Source organism: Streptosporangium lutulentum, assembly GCF_030811455.1.
Classification (GTDB): domain Bacteria; phylum Actinomycetota; class Actinomycetes; order Streptosporangiales; family Streptosporangiaceae; genus Streptosporangium; species Streptosporangium lutulentum.
This window is the reverse complement of sequence record NZ_JAUSQU010000001.1, coordinates 505633-521209: the sequence shown is the minus strand read 5'-3', so window position 1 is coordinate 521209 and position 15577 is coordinate 505633. Positions and strand designations below refer to the sequence as shown.

At 69.4% G+C, this 15577-nt stretch carries 19 protein-coding genes and 1 riboswitch; of the genes, 11 read left to right on the top strand and 8 right to left on the bottom strand.

Going from position 1 to position 15577, the window contains the following annotated elements; all coding sequences use genetic code 11:
• Nucleotides 1-35: 35 nt before the first annotated feature.
• The 4 genes from J2853_RS02235 (at nt 36) to J2853_RS02220 (ending at nt 3891) form a co-directional block, all read left to right on the top strand.
• Nucleotides 36-641 carry a TetR/AcrR family transcriptional regulator gene (locus J2853_RS02235; RefSeq protein ID WP_307554403.1) on the top strand — a complete coding sequence of 202 codons (606 nt, stop codon included), beginning with the start codon at nt 36-38 and terminating at the stop codon, nt 639-641.
• Complete coding sequence (locus tag J2853_RS02230) at nt 638-2200, top strand: glycerol-3-phosphate dehydrogenase/oxidase (RefSeq protein WP_307554401.1); 1563 nt, start codon at nt 638-640, stop codon at nt 2198-2200. Before J2853_RS02235 ends, J2853_RS02230 begins: the two co-directional genes overlap by 4 nt.
• Nucleotides 2201-2533: 333 nt before the next feature.
• Nucleotides 2534-3472 carry a sucrase ferredoxin gene (locus tag J2853_RS02225; RefSeq protein WP_307554399.1) on the top strand — a complete coding sequence of 313 codons (939 nt, stop codon included), beginning with the start codon at nt 2534-2536 and terminating at the stop codon, nt 3470-3472.
• Nucleotides 3473-3576: 104 nt separating this feature from the next.
• Nucleotides 3577-3891 (top strand): WhiB family transcriptional regulator, encoded by a 315-nt coding sequence (locus J2853_RS02220; RefSeq protein ID WP_012893126.1) that lies wholly within the window; start codon nt 3577-3579, stop codon nt 3889-3891.
• 100 nt (nt 3892-3991) lie between these two features.
• Here the strand turns inward: J2853_RS02220 and rsgA are convergent, their stop codons facing one another.
• The 5 genes from rsgA to J2853_RS02195 all read right to left on the bottom strand — a co-directional run bounded on the left by rsgA (nt 3992) and on the right by J2853_RS02195 (nt 9148).
• The gene (gene rsgA, locus J2853_RS02215) at nt 3992-5110 is read right to left on the bottom strand and encodes a ribosome small subunit-dependent GTPase A (RefSeq protein ID WP_307554397.1); all 1119 of its coding nucleotides are present in this window, start codon (nt 5108-5110) and stop codon (nt 3992-3994) included.
• Nucleotides 5111-5443: 333 nt separating this feature from the next.
• Nucleotides 5444-6700 carry a serine hydroxymethyltransferase gene (gene glyA / locus J2853_RS02210; RefSeq protein WP_307554395.1) on the bottom strand — a complete coding sequence of 419 codons (1257 nt, stop codon included), beginning with the start codon at nt 6698-6700 and terminating at the stop codon, nt 5444-5446.
• 32 nt (nt 6701-6732) lie between these two features.
• Nucleotides 6733-6812: riboswitch (ZMP/ZTP riboswitch) on the bottom strand.
• Between the two features lie 8 nt (nt 6813-6820).
• Entirely contained in the window at nt 6821-7786 is a 966-nt protein-coding gene (locus J2853_RS02205) for a YihY/virulence factor BrkB family protein (RefSeq protein WP_307554393.1), read from the bottom strand.
• A 111-nt stretch (nt 7787-7897) separates the two neighbouring features.
• Nucleotides 7898-8296 carry a YccF domain-containing protein gene (locus tag J2853_RS02200; RefSeq protein ID WP_307554391.1) on the bottom strand — a complete coding sequence of 133 codons (399 nt, stop codon included), beginning with the start codon at nt 8294-8296 and terminating at the stop codon, nt 7898-7900.
• Nucleotides 8297-8332: 36 nt separating this feature from the next.
• A complete protein-coding gene (locus tag J2853_RS02195) occupies nt 8333-9148 on the bottom strand; it encodes a TIGR03084 family metal-binding protein (RefSeq protein WP_307568571.1) in 816 nt (271 codons plus the stop codon).
• A gap of 92 nt (nt 9149-9240) precedes the next feature.
• Between J2853_RS02195 and J2853_RS02190 the strand changes: the two genes are divergently transcribed.
• From J2853_RS02190 to J2853_RS02170, 6 genes are all read left to right on the top strand, one after another.
• Nucleotides 9241-9375, top strand: a complete 135-nt coding sequence (locus J2853_RS02190; RefSeq protein WP_307554389.1) for a hypothetical protein — start codon at nt 9241-9243, stop codon at nt 9373-9375.
• A gap of 100 nt (nt 9376-9475) precedes the next feature.
• Complete coding sequence (locus J2853_RS47750) at nt 9476-9559, top strand: putative leader peptide (protein ID WP_364250218.1); 84 nt, start codon at nt 9476-9478, stop codon at nt 9557-9559.
• A gap of 147 nt (nt 9560-9706) precedes the next feature.
• On the top strand, nt 9707-11389 hold the full coding sequence (locus J2853_RS02185) for a nitrite/sulfite reductase (protein WP_307554387.1): 1683 nt from the start codon (nt 9707-9709) through the stop codon (nt 11387-11389).
• Entirely contained in the window at nt 11386-11529 is a 144-nt protein-coding gene (locus J2853_RS02180) for an Insertion element protein (protein WP_089206396.1), read from the top strand. The genes J2853_RS02185 and J2853_RS02180 overlap by 4 nt, the downstream gene beginning before the upstream one ends.
• Nucleotides 11526-12257, top strand: a complete 732-nt coding sequence (locus tag J2853_RS02175) for a phosphoadenylyl-sulfate reductase (protein WP_307554384.1) — start codon at nt 11526-11528, stop codon at nt 12255-12257. Before J2853_RS02180 ends, J2853_RS02175 begins: the two co-directional genes overlap by 4 nt.
• Entirely contained in the window at nt 12254-13015 is a 762-nt protein-coding gene (locus J2853_RS02170; protein ID WP_307554382.1) for a sirohydrochlorin chelatase, read from the top strand. The genes J2853_RS02175 and J2853_RS02170 overlap by 4 nt, the downstream gene beginning before the upstream one ends.
• An 11-nt stretch (nt 13016-13026) precedes the next feature.
• Here the strand turns inward: J2853_RS02170 and J2853_RS02165 are convergent, their stop codons facing one another.
• The 3 genes from J2853_RS02165 to J2853_RS02155 form a co-directional block, all read right to left on the bottom strand.
• Entirely contained in the window at nt 13027-13788 is a 762-nt protein-coding gene (locus J2853_RS02165) for a hypothetical protein (protein WP_307554380.1), read from the bottom strand.
• 1 nt (nt 13789) lies between these two features.
• Nucleotides 13790-14287, bottom strand: coding sequence for a SigE family RNA polymerase sigma factor (locus J2853_RS02160; RefSeq protein ID WP_307554378.1), 498 nt, complete (start codon nt 14285-14287; stop codon nt 13790-13792).
• A 221-nt stretch (nt 14288-14508) separates the two neighbouring features.
• On the bottom strand, nt 14509-15348 hold the full coding sequence (locus J2853_RS02155; protein WP_307554376.1) for a DUF1707 SHOCT-like domain-containing protein: 840 nt from the start codon (nt 15346-15348) through the stop codon (nt 14509-14511).
• A gap of 77 nt (nt 15349-15425) precedes the next feature.
• Between J2853_RS02155 and J2853_RS02150 the strand changes: the two genes are divergently transcribed.
• Entirely contained in the window at nt 15426-15548 is a 123-nt protein-coding gene (locus J2853_RS02150; protein ID WP_307554374.1) for a hypothetical protein, read from the top strand.
• Nucleotides 15549-15577 lie beyond the last annotated feature (29 nt).

Here is a 15577-nt window from a genome sequence, read left to right as displayed (position 1 = left end):
TGCTCGTCGGAGTTTCCACCTCTACACTGTGACATATGGCGTCTATTCGTCACAATACGACTGCACGTAGCGAGGACTCCATCCTCGACGCCGCTCGCGAGATGATCCTGGCGGTCGGGGTGAGGCGCACCACTCTCACCGACGTGGCGCGCCGGGCCGGGCTGTCCCGGATGACGATCTACCGTTCCTGGCCCGACGTGCGCAGCCTCGTCGCCGACCTGATGACCCGCGAGTGGGTGCGCGTCGCGGGCGGGTTCGCCACCGAGGAACCGGTCGGTGCGGCGGTCTCGGTGGTGCGGACGCTGCGCGACCATCCGCTCTGGCGCAAGATCGTCGAAGTGGACCCCGAGTTGCTCCTGCCGTACCTGACGGAGCGCCGGGGATCCAGCCAGGAGGCCATGCTCTCCATGATCGAGGCGGCGATCGCGCGCGGGCAGCGGTCCGGCACCGTACGGCCGGGCGACCCCGCGGCCCTGGCCAGGTCCGTGCTGCTGACCGCCCAGTCGTTCCTGATCTCCGGCCCGACCATGCTGGCCCCCCTCACCCGGGACGATCCCGCGCGGCGACCCCCGGACCCCCTCACCCCGGACGATCTGGACGCCGAACTCGCCACGATCCTGGAGAGGTATCTGAGGCCATGAGCTCCTCCCTCAACGCCGCGCGCCGCTCGCGCGAGCTCGCCGGGCTCCGCGACCTCGTGGTGGACGTGCTGGTGGTCGGGCTGGGCGCCACCGGTGCCGGCGCGGCGCTCGACGCCGCCTCCCGGGGTCTGTCCGTCGCGGCGATCGACGCCCACGACCTGGCGTTCGGCACCTCCAGGTGGAGCTCCAAGATGATCCACGGCGGGCTCCGCTACCTGGCCGGGGGCCAGGTAGGGGTGGCCTACGAGAGCACGGTGGAGCGCGGCGTCCTGCTCCGCCACACCGCGCCGCACCTGGTCGCCGCCCAGCCGTACCTGTTGCCGCTGGTTCCCGCGGTCTCCCGCGGCCAGGCGGCGGTCGTGATGACCGGATACCGGCTCGGCGACGGGCTGCGGATGGCGGCGCGCACCCCCCGCCACCTCCTGCCCGGCCCGTCGCGGATCTCCGCCGGACGGGCGCTGGCCCTCGCCGCGCCGCTGAGTCCGCGCGGGCTGCGCGGCGGCCTGCTGTCCTGGGACGGGCGCCTGGTCGACGACGCCCGGCTGGTGGTCGCCCTGGCCAGGACGGCCGCCTCGCGAGGGGCCAGGATCCTGACCCGCTGCCGGGCGCTGGAGCTGACGGGGGACGGGGCACAGGTCCGCGACGAGCTCACCGGGGACGCCTTCGCGGTCCGGGCCAGGACGGTGGTCAACGCCACCGGGGTCTGGGCCGCCCAGCTGAGGCCGGAGATCCGGATGCGGCCCTCACGCGGCACCCACCTGGTGTTCCGCCCCGAGACCCTGCCGGGCCTCACGGCCGGGCTGCACGTGCCGCTCCCCGGCGAGAGCAACAGGTTCGCGCTGGTGCTCCCCCAGCCCGACGGCCGCGTCTACGCCGGCCTCACCGACGAGCCGGTGGACGGTCCCGTGCCGGACGTTCCGCAGGTGCCCGAGGAGGACGTGACGTTCCTGCTCGATGTGATCAACTCCGTGCTGGAGGTGCCGATCGGGCGGGCACAGGTGGCCGGGGCCTACGCCGGGCTCCGGCCGCTGCCGGACGCCGAGGGACGCACCGCCGACCTGTCGAGGAAGCACGCCCTGCTGACCTCCCCCGACGGGGTCGTGACGATCGTGGGCGGCAAGCTGACCACCTACCGGCGGATGGCCGAGGACGCGGTGGACCGGGTGGTGTCGCTCGGACGCCTCGACGCGGGCCCGTGCCGTACGGCGCGGCTGCCCCTGGTCGGGGCCGTTCCCCAGGGGTCTCCCCAGGGGTCTCACGGGGATCCCCGCGAGGGCCTCCGCGAGAGCTTCGCCGCAGGCGGCGCGCCAGGCGTGCCGGAGCGGCTGCTGGAGCGCTACGGGAGCGAGGCCGGGGCCGTGCTGGCGCTGATGGAGCGAGACCCCGGGCTGGCCGAGCCGGGGCCGACGGGGGTCACCGGGGCCGAGCTCGTCTGGGGCGTCAGGCACGAGGGGGCGCTGGACGCCGCCGACCTTCTCGACCGGCGCACCCGGATCGGCCTGGTTCCCGAGGACCGTGAGGCGGCCCTCCCCGCGGCGCGGGCGGCCCTGGCCTACTGACGGGACCCACGATCTCATTGACAGCGAACTCACAGCTTCCGCGAACCCGCGTGGCCGCGAATCCGTAAGACGCGCGAACCCGCGTGAGGGCGAATCCGCAAGCGGCACGGACCTATTGACAGCGAATCCACAGGCGGTGCGACCGGCCGGCGAACGCGGCACGGCCCCATCGCGGAGCGAACCCGAATTCGATGCGGATCCATGGGAGCGAACCCATTGACGCGACGCCGTCTGAGGCGTAGGGATTTATCCGCCCGGCGCTTTGTCGCCCCCTCGACATGCCCTTCTGCCTATTAGGTTAGTCTTACCTAAGTCGAGGCAAGGAGAAAGAGCGTGGCCGCGGGGGGCGTTTCGGGTATGACGGTCAAGGGCTGCACGCACCTTCCGGGAAGCCACACCGGTGATCTGCCGGTTCTCGCCAGTGCGACCGTCGGCGCCCGGTTCTGGCTGCTCATCGAGCATTCCGGGCCCTGGGCGGCCTATCTTGAGGACTGCCACCTTCCCGAAGGCGTACGCACCCTTGTCGAACGGGCCACAAGCCTCGGCATCCGGCCCCAGCTGATCCGCCGACCCGGGCGACGAAACACCGCAAACACCGGCATTCACGTCATGGTCGCCAACTCCACGGGCGCCGAACCCTGGATCGCCGAGGGCGTCATCGCAGGTCCGGACGATCTTGACCTTGACAGCGTGGTGGCCGGAGTGGTCCCGGAGTCCTGCATACTTGTGAGTGAGCCGGTTTTTCTGGTCTGCACGCATGCCAAGCGCAACGCGTGCTGCGCCCGCATTGGACTACCCCTCGCTCGGTCCTTGGTAGAAATATTGCCGGACACAGTATGGGAAACATCACATGTTGGCGGCGATCGATACGCCGCCAACCTCGTGTGCTTGCCACACGGGCTTTACTACGGCAGCATGTCTCAGGCTGCCGCGATCGCGGCAGCCGATGCGTACCGGTCCGGCGAGGTTATCCTCGACCGTCTCCGGGGACGCTCAGGCACCCCTGAGCCATTGCAAGCCGCCGAGCATTTTGTCCGTGTTCATACGGGCGAACTCTCGGTCGGCGGAGTGGCCGTGGAGTCCTCCAGGTTGGACGGCGACATTACCGAGGCTTTGGTGCGCGGTAGTGACGCTCGTTTTCGGGTAGTGGTCGAACCCATGACGCTAACAACGCCATGTGGTAGGGCCTGTGCTGACACGATCACTACCTATCGGCTGGTAACGCTGGACAGGGTGAATCCTGTGCAGTACGCCACGTCCGCACTGACTTGACCTGAGGGAACATCACGGACTATCCAGGCGTTGGACTCAGGGACGCCACAAACGTCCAATGCGGCATCAACCCGAAATACCTCTCACTGTAAGGTGGTTTTCTCATGTCTCAGGTACGTCGGCAGACCGCCCGGCCTCGGCCCAGCTGGGGCTGGCAGGATGACGCCGCGTGCCGGGGCGAGGACCTCGTGCTCTTCTTCGGTCCCGACGGCGAGCGTCAGCCCGAGCGTGACATTCGCGAGCGTAAGGCCAAGGCCATCTGCGCCCAGTGCCCCGTGCGCGCCGAGTGTCTCGACTACGCGCTTTCCCGCCCGGAGAAGTACGGCACCTGGGGCGGTCTGAACGAGGACGAGCGCGCCTCCGAGCGTCGCCGTCGCATGCGCCGCGCCGCCAGCGCCGGCATCAGTGCCGTCGCCTGAGCAGTACCTCCACCCGGCTTTCCCCCACGTGTGATCTCGCGTATTCCCCTTGCGAGATCACACGTTGTTGTGTGGGGCCCGTCGTATTCGGTCTCAGAGATCAGGGACGGTTGCGACCCGGCTTCCGCATCTCCTTATGAATGATTTTCCACTTGTTCTGCAGCTCCTTTCGGAGCCGCGCGTCACTTCTTGACGCCATCCAGGCGGCCTCTCTCTGGAGTTTGTTCCAGCTCTCCAGCCGCCGTTCCGGGATCGTCCCGTCCTCGATCGCGGCGATGACGGCGCAGCCCGGCTCGCTGTCGTGCCGGCAGTCGGCGAACCGGCATCGGGCGGCGAACTCCTCGATGTCGGAGAAGACCAGGTCCACGCCCTCGCCCATGTCGTACAGGCCGATGCGGCGGATACCCGGCGTGTCGACGATGAGGCCCCCGCCCTTGAGCGGGATGAGCTCGCGGTGCACGGTGGTGTGACGCCCCCGGCCGTCGCCGGACCTCACCTGCTGGACCTCCATCATCGTCTCCCCCGCCAGGGCGTTGACGAGGGTGGACTTGCCCGCGCCCGAAGCCCCGAGCACCACCGCGGTGCGCGTGCCCTCCAGGTAACCGCGGACGATCTCGACCCCCTCGCCGCTGAGGGAGCAGATCGCGTGCGTGTCCACTCCCGGCGCCACCGTGGCGACCTCCCGCATCAGGAAGTCCAGCCCCTCGCCGATGAGATCGGACTTGGTGATCAGCACCACGGGCAGGCCACCGCTCTCCCAGGCCAGTGCGAGCAGCCGCTCGATCCGGCCCAGATCGGCGGTGTCGGTGGAATGCAGGGCGGGTTCGGCGACGAACACGACGTCGACGTTGGCGGCGAGCACCTGCCCCTGGGAGTCGCCGGACAGACCGCCCCTGGAGAGCCTGCCGACACCTCCGCGCACGAACACGGTACGGCGGGGCAGCAGCGCCTCCACCTCGAAGCGGCCCTCGGGCAGCCTGCGGAGCGCGACCCAGTCCCCGACGCAGGGCAGGTCGACGGGATCGGCGGCGGCCGCCCGCCGCACGTGGGCGCCGTAGTGGGCCGGGAAGTGACCGTCGGCGGACAGGACCTCGGCGGAGCCGCGGTCGACGCGGGTCACCCGGGCGGGAATCAGCCCGGTGGGGAACTCGGCGGCGAGCGAGTCGTTCCAGCCGAGCGAGAGAAGAGCGGAAGAATCAAAGCCAGTCGGCAAAGACAACGTGGGTACACCCTTTGAAAGGCCGGGCGCCCTGTCGCATGTCGGCTAGGCGGGCACCCGGAGATTGACGGACGGCAGGCTCACCAGAAAAACCCGCATAGTCCTCACCTCCACGACTCGTGACCACTCATCCGCCGAACGGCGTCTTCGCCAGAACTGTAGCGCAGTCCCTCCCACCACACGCAAACCGATATTCGCCCCGTCCGTGTCAGAACGCCCGGCGGAACGCGCCGAAGCGCGCGGCACCGCCCGCTTCGCCGGGGATCTCCCCCGCTCACGGGCGGGCAGCGAGAAGCCCCGGAACCCGTCGGTCCCGGGGCCTCACGGATCAGATCACAGGCCGGGGGCCGGGAAGTGCGAGGTCAGCTCCGTGACCTCGCCGCGAACGCGGGTGATGACGTGATCGGCCTCGTCCTCGCCCTTGGCCAGGGCGCTGACGACCTGGTCGATCCAGGCGCCGATCTGGCGCATCTCGGCGACGCCCATGCCCCGGCTGGTCACACCGGCGGTGCCGACGCGGATGCCCGAGGGGTCGAACGGCTTGCGCGTGTCGAACGGCACGCTGTTGTAGTTGGTCTCCAGACCGGCCTTGTCCAGGGCCTGGGCGGCGGGCTTGCCGCCGATGCCCTTGGGGGTCAGGTCGAGCAGGATGAGGTGGTTGTCGGTGCCACCGGAGACCAGGTCGAAGCCGCGGCCCTTGAGCTCCTCGGCCAGCGCCTGGGCGTTCATGACGACCTGGCGGGCGTAGTCCTTGAACTCGTCGGTCGCCGCTTCCTTCAGCGCCACCGCGATGGCCGCGGTGGTGTGGTTGTGCGGGCCGCCCTGCAGGCCGGGGAAGACGGCCTTGTTCAGCGCGGTGGCGTGCTCGTCGGAGGTGGCCATGAGCATGGCGCCCCGGGGACCGCGCAGGGTCTTGTGGGTGGTGGTGGAGATCACGTCCGCGTGGCCGACCGGCGACGGGTGGGCGCCACCGGCCACCAGGCCGGCGATGTGCGCGATGTCGGCGGCGAGCACGGCTCCGACCTCACGGGCGATCTCGGCGAAGGCCGGGAAGTCGATCGTGCGCGGGATCGCGGTGCCGCCGCAGAAGATCAGCTTGGGGCGCTCGCGCAGGGCGATCTCGCGGACCTCGTCCATGTCGACGCGGCCGGTGTCCTGGCGCACGCCGTAGCGGACCGGGTTGAACCACTTGCCGGTGGCCGAGACCGACCAGCCGTGGGTCAGGTGGCCGCCGAACGGCAGGCCCATGCCCATGACGGTCTCGCCCGGCTTCAGGAAGGCCAGGTAGATGGCGAGGTTCGCGGGCGAGCCCGAGTAGGGCTGGACGTTCGCGTGGTTCACCCCGAACAGGGACTTGGCCCTGTCGATGGCGAGCAGTTCGATCTGGTCGATGACCTGCTGGCCCTCGTAGTACCGCTTGCCCGGATAGCCCTCGGAATACTTGTTCGTGAGGACGGTGCCGGTGGCCTCGAGAACCGCCTTGGAGGCGTAGTTCTCCGAGGCGATCAGCTTGACGGTGTCGGCCTGACGCCGCTCCTCCGCCTTGACGAGCTCGGCAATCTGCGGATCGACGCTGTTAAGAGAACTCATGCCGCGTTCACTCCCCTGTCATCTTGACAATGGGCGAAGACCCAGGCGCCCGGCCTCCGCCATTCGCTCCCCGGTGGTCCATCCACCCAACGCGCCAGTCACGGTCTAGACGATAGCGGACTACCCGATACGGCTGAGGCGGCTTGTGCCTCCGGCGGGCCAGAGCCGATCCACCTCGGCGTTGAGTATGGCCCCGATGAGCACCGCCAGCGCGGTGATGTAGAGCCAGAGCAGCATCGCGATCGGCGCGGCGAGCGAGCCGTAGATGGAGACCGGGGAGAACCAGGCGGCGAGCACCGCGCGCAGCACGGCGGCGCAGGCGATCCAGATGATCAGGGCGAGCACCGCCCCCGGCAGCTCCCGCCACCATCGCGTACGCACCGGAACGCTCACGTGGTAGAGCAGGGTGAGGAAGAAGACCGAGCCGATGACGACCACCGGCCAGTAGAGGATGTCGACCAGAACGGCGTAGTCGTGGGGCAGCGCGCCCCGCAGCGCCGCGGGGCCGAGGACGAGGACGGGCATGACGACCAGCCCGATCAGCAGGCCCGCGAGGTAGAACCCGAAGGACATCAGGCGGGTGCGGATGATGCCGCGCTCCTCGCCGAGCCCGTAGGCGACCGAGATCAGGTCGACGTAGACGAACAACGCCCGCGAACCCGACCAGAGTGCCAGCACGAAGCCCAGGGAGATCAGCGACACCTTGTTCTCGGGCTTCAGAACGTCCTGGACGAGAGGGGTGACGACGGTGTCGACGGCGTTGTCGGTGAACAGCAGGTGGGCCTGGGTCTCGATCCAGACGCTGACGTCCTTCACCGTCTCGGGACCGAAGATCTTGGTGAGCTGGCCGAGCACGCCGATCAGGCCGAGCACGAAGGGCGGCAGCGACAGCAGCGCGAAGAAGGCCGCCTCACCGGCCAGGCCGGTGACCCGGTAGGCGACGCCCGCGTTCGTGGTGGCGCTGGCCAACGCCCAGGTGCCCGTCCCCCGGACCCAGGAGAGTCCGGCGCGCAGCCTGGCCCTGCGCCCACGAGTGGAGCGCCTCTTGGGCCCAGGCCTCTGCGCCGAGGCATCAGTGGACGTCATGCCACACAACGGTATTCCTAGCCACGCTTGATCACGAGCCCGGCTCGCAACGATCGAATCTCGTGTCGGCCAACCAGGCCAAACAATCGATTTTCGGGTTAACTTACCGGACTACCTGCGATAAAACGTCTCAGCCTCGTTCACGTCGACGATCCGGGCGCCCAGTGGCAGCAGTGAGACCGGAATCAGTTTGATGTTCGCGACGGCCAGCGGGATGCCGATGATCGACAGGAAGAGCGGGATCGAGGTCAGCACGTGCCCGATCGCCAGCCAGACCCCGGCCACGACGAACCAGATCACGTTGCCGATGAGAGAGAACACGCCCGCGTCGGGATCGCGGACCACGGTCCGGCCGAAAGGCCACAGCGCGTAGGCGGCGATCCGAAAGGATGCAATACCAAACGGAATAGTAATAATTAGGACACAACAGATAATGCCCGCGAGGACGTAGGCGATCGCCAGCCAGATGCCGGCGAACACCAGCCAGATGACGTTCAGCAAGGTCCGCATGATCAAATCATCTCAGACCGGATTCACCTGGCTCTATCAGGTATTCCCCTGGGAAATCCCCGATGGGGTGATCGCCGATCTGAGGGGCGCCCGCCCGCCGCCCGGCGGTCCCGCGAACGCCTGGGCGACGGCCGTCCAGGTCTCCGCGGTCGTGCCGCGCACCTTCAGGGAGGTGTCGGCGAGGTGGCGCCGCTGGACCACCAGGAGGCAGAAATCGAGCATCGTCCCCTCGACCGTGTCCTCCGCGCCCTCGGGACCCGCCGACCACGGTGAGCCGTCGGGCGCCGTCAGCTCCACCCGCACCGGACGCGCCGGCGCCGGCAGGCCGCGTATCGCGAAGCCGTACGGCATGGCGCGCACCCCGAGCGTCGCCACGTGCCTGAGCCTGGCGGTCGGCGTCCGCGCGACGCCGAGGGCGTCCGCCACGTCCTGCCCGTGGGCCCAGGTCTCCATCAGCCGCGCGGTGACGAAGGACGCCGCCGACATGTCGGGCCCGTACCAGGGCGGTCTGGTCCCCGGCTCCAGCCGGGCGAAGGCCTCCAGGCTGCGGGCCCTGGCCGCACGGAACCAGTCGTGGACCGAGGCGGCGGGGAGGTCGCGCGAGGCGGCGGCCAGCTCGTCCACCCCGGCGTGCCCGCGGGCGAGGAAGGCGGGCAGGGCGGCGCGGAACCTCTCGGGATCGGTCACCGAGACGGTGGCGGCGTCGTCGAACCAGGCGAGGTGACTGATCTGGTCTCGTACGGCCCAGCCCTCGGCCGGCGTCGGAAGCTCCCAGGCGGTCGCGTCGAGCCCCTGGATCATGGCGTCGAGCTCGGCGGTCTCGGCGCGCAGATCCGCCATCAGCTCGTCCATCAGGCCCACGGCGCCTCCTCGTTCCGGCTCCGGCAAGGGTAACCGAGGGATGTTCTGGAGGGAACGGCCGCGTGGAGTCGCACAATGGAAGGGTGATCTGCAATGAGTGCAAGGAGCGAAGGCACGAGGAGTGCCGGGGAGGCTCGTGGTGCGACTGCCAGCACCAGGCCGCCGAGCAGGCCGAGGGGCCCAGGGAGTCACCGCTGGGCTGGCCCCGGCAAGGGTAGGGCTGCGGCGGACCGGCCTCGACAAGGCCAAGACCACGTTTCCGTCCAGAATTTGGACCGGACATTGGACATCTCGGGCCACCAGGGTATCGTCTGAGACATGCCAGTGGACCCATTGCTCGTCGTGCGACGCCACGTCGACCTTCTGCGTGTCCGCAGTGCCATCTGTTGTGACGTCCGTTGATCGTCGCCCTCTGCTGATTTCATCCAGCTCGGCCGCGTGACAGGCGTCCTCGTTTGAGTAATCGACCCCCGCACTCAACGATGAGGCGGGAGGTGCCGCCTGTGCGTGTCCGGAAATCATTCCATCGAGCAACAAAAGGACGCGCACATGACGACCCCGGCCCGGCCTGCCAACCGCCATCACAAGCGCCCGCGCGGCGAAGGTCAGTGGGCTCTCGGCTACAGCGAGCCTCTGAACAAGAACGAAGAGAACAAGAAGAACGACGACGGGCTCAACGTCCGTCAGCGGATCATCGACATCTACTCCAAGCGCGGCTTCGACTCCATCGACCCGGCCGACCTGCGGGGCCGGATGCGCTGGTACGGGCTCTACACCCAGCGCAAGCCCGGGATCGACGGCGGCAAGACCGCGATCCTGGAGCCGGAGGAGCTCGACGACCGCTACTTCATGCTCCGGGTCAGGATCGACGGCGGCCGGCTCAACCTGGCGCAGCTGCGCGTCATCGCCGACATCTCCAACCTCTACGGCCGGGGCACCGCGGACGTCACCGACCGGCAGAACATCCAGCTCCACTGGATCGAGATCGAGGCCGTCCCGGACATCTGGGAGCGGCTGGAGTCGGTGGGCCTGTCGACCACCGAGGCCTGCGGCGACACCCCGCGCGTCATCCTGGGCTGCCCGCTGGCCGGGATCGACACCGAGGAGCTCATCGACCCGACCGAGCTGATCCGCGAGATCTACGACACCTACATCGGCAACCCCGCGTTCTCCAACCTGCCGCGCAAGTTCAAGTCCGCGCTGAGCGGCTGCCCGGCGCACTGCACCGTGCACGAGATCAACGACGTGGCGTTCGTGGGCGTCGTCAACGAGCAGGGCGAGAAGGGCTACGACCTGTGGGTGGGCGGCGGTCTGTCCACCAATCCCATGCTGGCCAAGCGACTGGGCGTCTTCCTGACCCCCGAGCAGGTCGCCCCCGCCTACGGCGGCGTGATCGGCATCTTCCGTGACTACGGCTACCGCCGCCTGCGGCACCGGGCCCGGATCAAGTTCCTCATCAACGACTGGGGCCCGGAGAAGTTCAGGGAGATCCTCGAGACGGAGTACCTCGGCCACGCCCTGCCCGACGGCCCCGCGCCCGAGCAGCCGCGCGGCGGGCGCAGGGACCACGTGGGCGTCTTCGAGCAGAAGGACGGCAACTTCTACGTCGGCTTCGCCCCCAAGGTCGGCCGCCTCGACGGCGACAAGCTGAACCTGATCGCCGACATCGCCGAGCGGCACGGCTCGGACCGGGTGCACACCACGGTCGAGCAGAAGATGGTCATCCTCGACGTGGCTCCCGGCCAGGTCGACAGCATCGTCGCCGAGCTGGAGGCCAACGACCTGCGGGTCAAGCCCTCCACCTTCCGCCGCCAGACGATGGCCTGTACCGGCATCGAGTTCTGCAAGCTGGCGATCGTCGAGACCAAGGCCCTCGCGGCCAACCTGATCGACGAGCTGGAGGAGCGCCTCCCGGACTTCAAGGACCCGCTGACCATCAACGTCAACGGCTGCCCCAACTCCTGCGCCCGGATCCAGGTCGCCGACATCGGCCTCAAGGGCCAGCTCGTCGTCAACGACAAGGGTGAGCAGGTCGAGGGCTTCCAGGTCCACCTGGGCGGCTCGCTGGGCGTCAACCCGGGCTTCGGCCGCAAGGTGCGCGGGCTGAAGGCCACCGCCGAGGAGCTGCCCGACTACGTGGAGCGCGTCGTCACGAACTTCGAGAAGCAGAAGGACGAGGGCGAGACCTTCGCCGACTGGGTTCAGCGCGCCGACGAGGCGGACCTCAAATGACCGAGCGAGCGGTTCCCTTCCACTGCCCCTACTGCGGTGACGAGGACCTCGAACCCTATGAAGGTGACGGCGGCTGGTACTGCCGCTCCTGCGTCCGCGCTTTCAAGCTGAAGTTTCTGGGAATCGGAGTGCGATCATGACCAGCCTGGTGGACGTCGAAGTCGGATTACGGCAACAGCGCGGCGCGTTCGACCTGCAGGACATCGTCGAGTCGGCCGGGCGGTTCCTGGAGGACGCCTCCGCCCGCGAGATCATCCGCTGGGCGGCGGCCACCTTCGGCGACCGGCTCTGCCTCACCGCCTCCATGAGCGACGCCCTGCTGATCGACCTGGTCAGCCGGGTCAAGCCGGGCGTGGACGTGCTGTTCATCGACACCGGATACCACTTCGCCGAGACGATCGGCACCCGTGACGCCGTCCAGCAGGTCTACGACGTGAACGTGATCGACGTGAAACCGTCCCGGACGGTCGCCGAGCAGGAGCGCGACCTCGGCCCCCGCCTGTTCGGGCGCAACCCCGACCTCTGCTGCTACCTGCGCAAGGTCGAGCCGCTCAACCGGGCGCTGGAGCCGTACCTCGCCTGGGTCTCCGGCATCCGCCGCGACGAGGCCAGCACCCGCGCCGGCGTCAAGGTCGTGGAGTGGGACGCCAAGCGCCAGATGGTCAAGATCAACCCGATCGCCACGTGGACGCAGGAAGACGTCGACAACTACATGGCCGACAACGGCGTGCTCATCAACCCGCTGCACTACGACAACTACCCCTCGATCGGCTGCGCCCCCTGCACCCGCCAGGTCGCTCCGGGAGAGGACCCGCGCAGCGGTCGCTGGGCCGGACTGGGCAAGACGGAATGCGGTCTTCATCTATGACGTGGCGTGCCCCCGGCACCGCGTCCACGGTCCCGTTGGTCGCGGTGGCGCACGGGTCCCGTGACCCGCGCGCCGCCGCGACGGTGGAGAGGCTGCTCGACCTCGTGCGGCGGGCGCGTCCGGAGCTCCCCGTGCGCACCGCCTACCTCGACCACGCTCCCCCGACGCTCCCCATGGCGCTGTCCGGGCTGGCCGAGGCCGCGGTGCTGCCGCTGCTGCTCACCGAGGCCTACCACAGCCGCGTGGACATCCCCGGCGCGCTCGCCGAGGTGACGGCCCGCAGGCCTCTGCTGCGCGTGCACCGGGGCGCCACCCTGGGCCCGCACCCGCTGCTGGTCACCGCCCTGGAGCGGCGCCTGGCCGAGGCGGGGGTGGAGGCCGGTGATCCCGGCACCGCCGTGGTGCTGGTCTCGGCCGGCTCCAGCGACCGGCGGGCCAACGCGACGGTCGCCCAGGTCGCCCGGGAGTGGGCCGGACGGCGCGGCTGGTGGTCGGTGACCACCGCCTACGCCTCGGCGGCCGAGCCCACCCCCGAGCAGGAGGTCCGGCGGCTCGTCGAGGCCGGGGCTCCGCGGGTGGTCGTGGCCCCCTACCTGCTGGCCCCCGGCTACTTCGCCGACAGGATCCGCGCCACGACCCTGGCCGCGGGCGCCGAGGTCGTCGCCGACGTGCTCGGCGCCGCCCCGGAACTCGCGACCGTGCTCCTCGAACGGTACGAGCAGGCCGTACAGCGGGAGAAGAGCTTCGCGACGGCCTGAGCGGCACGTCGTCAGGGAACGCTCGGAGGCGTCGTCGGTTTCTCCTCACACCGGAGCCGGACGATCTCTCCGGTGTCCGGGTCGACCTGGATGGCGTTGTTGACGCACTCCGGAGGACCCATCCGATCGACCGAGATATCCCACGTGACGTCGAACGGCTCACTCGCCGCCAGCAGGTGCTCGACGTCCGCCGTGCCGTAGAGCTGTTCCGGGGTACGTGCCCCGGCCTGCAGTACGGCGCCGGTCACGGTGTGCTTGGAAGCGCGGTCGTCCTGTGGTCCCTCCCACCAGAGCGCGTAGGTGCCGACAGGGTTCTTTCCCCCACAGGGGCCGGCCTTGACGAGCTTTCCGTCGATCCAGAGCGCGGCCTTGGTCAGCGATCCGGAGCACGACAACCTCACCATGATCTGCGAGGATCTGTTCGCGACGACGAACCCCTTGCGAACCCCGCCCTCCTTGTAGCGCCTGCCGCCCAGCGCGTCCTTGATCACCGGTCCCCCCACAGGGGTGGAAACGATCCTGGGCGTCTTCGTGGGCTGGGTCATCACGCCGGTCCAAATGTCCTCGGACGCCATCGTGTTCTCCACCCGCGGCACGGCGAACGCCAGGCCCGCGACGATCCCCAGGCCTGCCATCGCACTCATGACCCGCAGGCGGCGGCGCCTGATCACGCGGACGCGCCGGTCGACGTCGGCGACGGTCACGCCCCTGTGGTGGTCCTCGCGTCCCTCCCCGGTCAGGATCTCGCGCAGCTCGGATTCGGTGATCGTCATCTCAGCTCCCCGTGGTGATCGCGGCGATCGCCGCGGGATCGACGCGTAGTCTGGCCAGGGCCCGGCTGGCCTGGCTGCGGACGGTCGCCGCCGAGCAGCCGAGGATCTCGGCGATCTGCGGGTCGGGCAGGTCGGCGAAGTAGCGCAGGACGACCACGGCCCGCTGCTTGTCCGGCAGTCCGGCCAGAACCTGCCGGACCGCCTCACGCGCCCCGACCGCGCCCGTCTCGTCCTGCCCCGCCACGTCGGGCAGGACCTCGCTGGGCACCTCCCCTCGCCATCTGCGCCGCCACCAGGAGGCGTGGGTGTTGGCGAGGATGCGGTAGACGTACGGGTCGGGATTGTCGCCAACCCGCCGCCAGGCCAGCCACGCCTTGGCCAGAGCCGTCTGCAGCAGGTCCTCCGCGGTGCCCCAGTTCCGGCACAGCAGGTAGGCGGTCTGCAGCAGACGGGCCGAACGCTGCTCCACGTAGCGTTCGAAGTCGGCCCGGTCTCGCATTCGGGGATCCTCACTGTTCGGTGTCCGTCACCGATCACTACGCCCCGGCCCCCCGAAGACGTTGCACGCGTTTCCAAGCATTTCCACCGGAAGCACAAAAAGCCTCACCGTGACGCCGGTCTCCGTGAATCCGGAGGACTCGACGATCGGCGGCGGGACGCCAGGAGGAGCGCGCGCCTCAACGGGCGATCACCGGAAGCCAGGGAGCGGGCGTCCAGCCGTCAGTGCCCCCGCTCCCGGCGGTCCTGCCATTGGCGCTCTTGCCATCGACCGTCATCCCGCGGACGGAGCGGCTGATCCGGATCGAACGGCTGCCGAGGGTAGTGCTCGTGTGGATACGGCGCCTGAGCGGAAGGTTGCTCCGGGTGGGGTCCCCGGTTGAGGAGCGGTGGCGGCGGCAGGTGCCGCGGCTCGCCCAGGAGCTCGCCCCGCATCTCCCGCCACTGCTCCCGCCAGGCGGCCCAGGCCTTCTTGACGGGTTCGGCGCGCGAGTCGCCGATCACCTTGACGTCTCCCATGACGGCGTAGGCCTTGACCCGGATGAGCGGGACGGTCATGCCCGGGGGCGCCTCGACGACCTGGACCTTCTTGTCGCCCATGATCGCGATGCCGTCGAGATCGACGTCCACGCCGTCCGGGACGATGATCTTCACGTCGCCCATGACCGCGGTGGCCACGATGTCCACCACCCCGCTCCGGACCTCGGCTTGGCGTAGATCGAGCACGACGTCGCCCATCACGGCCACCGCGCCGAGCGGCTTGTCGATGCGCCACTTTCCGCGCCGCTTGGAGTCGCCCATCACGGCCACGAACCAGCGTCGCGTCCGGCCCTGCTGTTCCGCCGGGGCCTGGGCGGGCGCGGGCATCGGCGCCTGGCCGGCCTGGGGCAGGTCCGAGGTGACCACGACCAGCTCCGCCCGCGTGACGGCGCTGTAGGCGGCCTCCGTGCGCTCGGTCAGCTCACCGAGGGTGAGACGACCCTCGACGGACGCGACGCGCAACAGCTCGACGGCGGCCTCCCGCTCGGCGTCCGAGGCCCGCATTGCACCAGGGTCGTTCATGGCACACAACATATCTCGACTTGTCTTCGCAGGGGATCCCTCGAAGGGAGGAGTCGCTCCTCCATACCTTGGACGACGTGCGTTCCGCGGAATCCGCGACCCCGCCGGGCCGATCGGCCGCGCTCGCCGTACGGCCGGGCCGTGCGACCCGGGTGAGCGGCCCCGGGCGATTACGCAAAGCCTGGGCGCTGGGCGGCTGAGCCCGGCGGACAAGCCCTATGATCCGGAG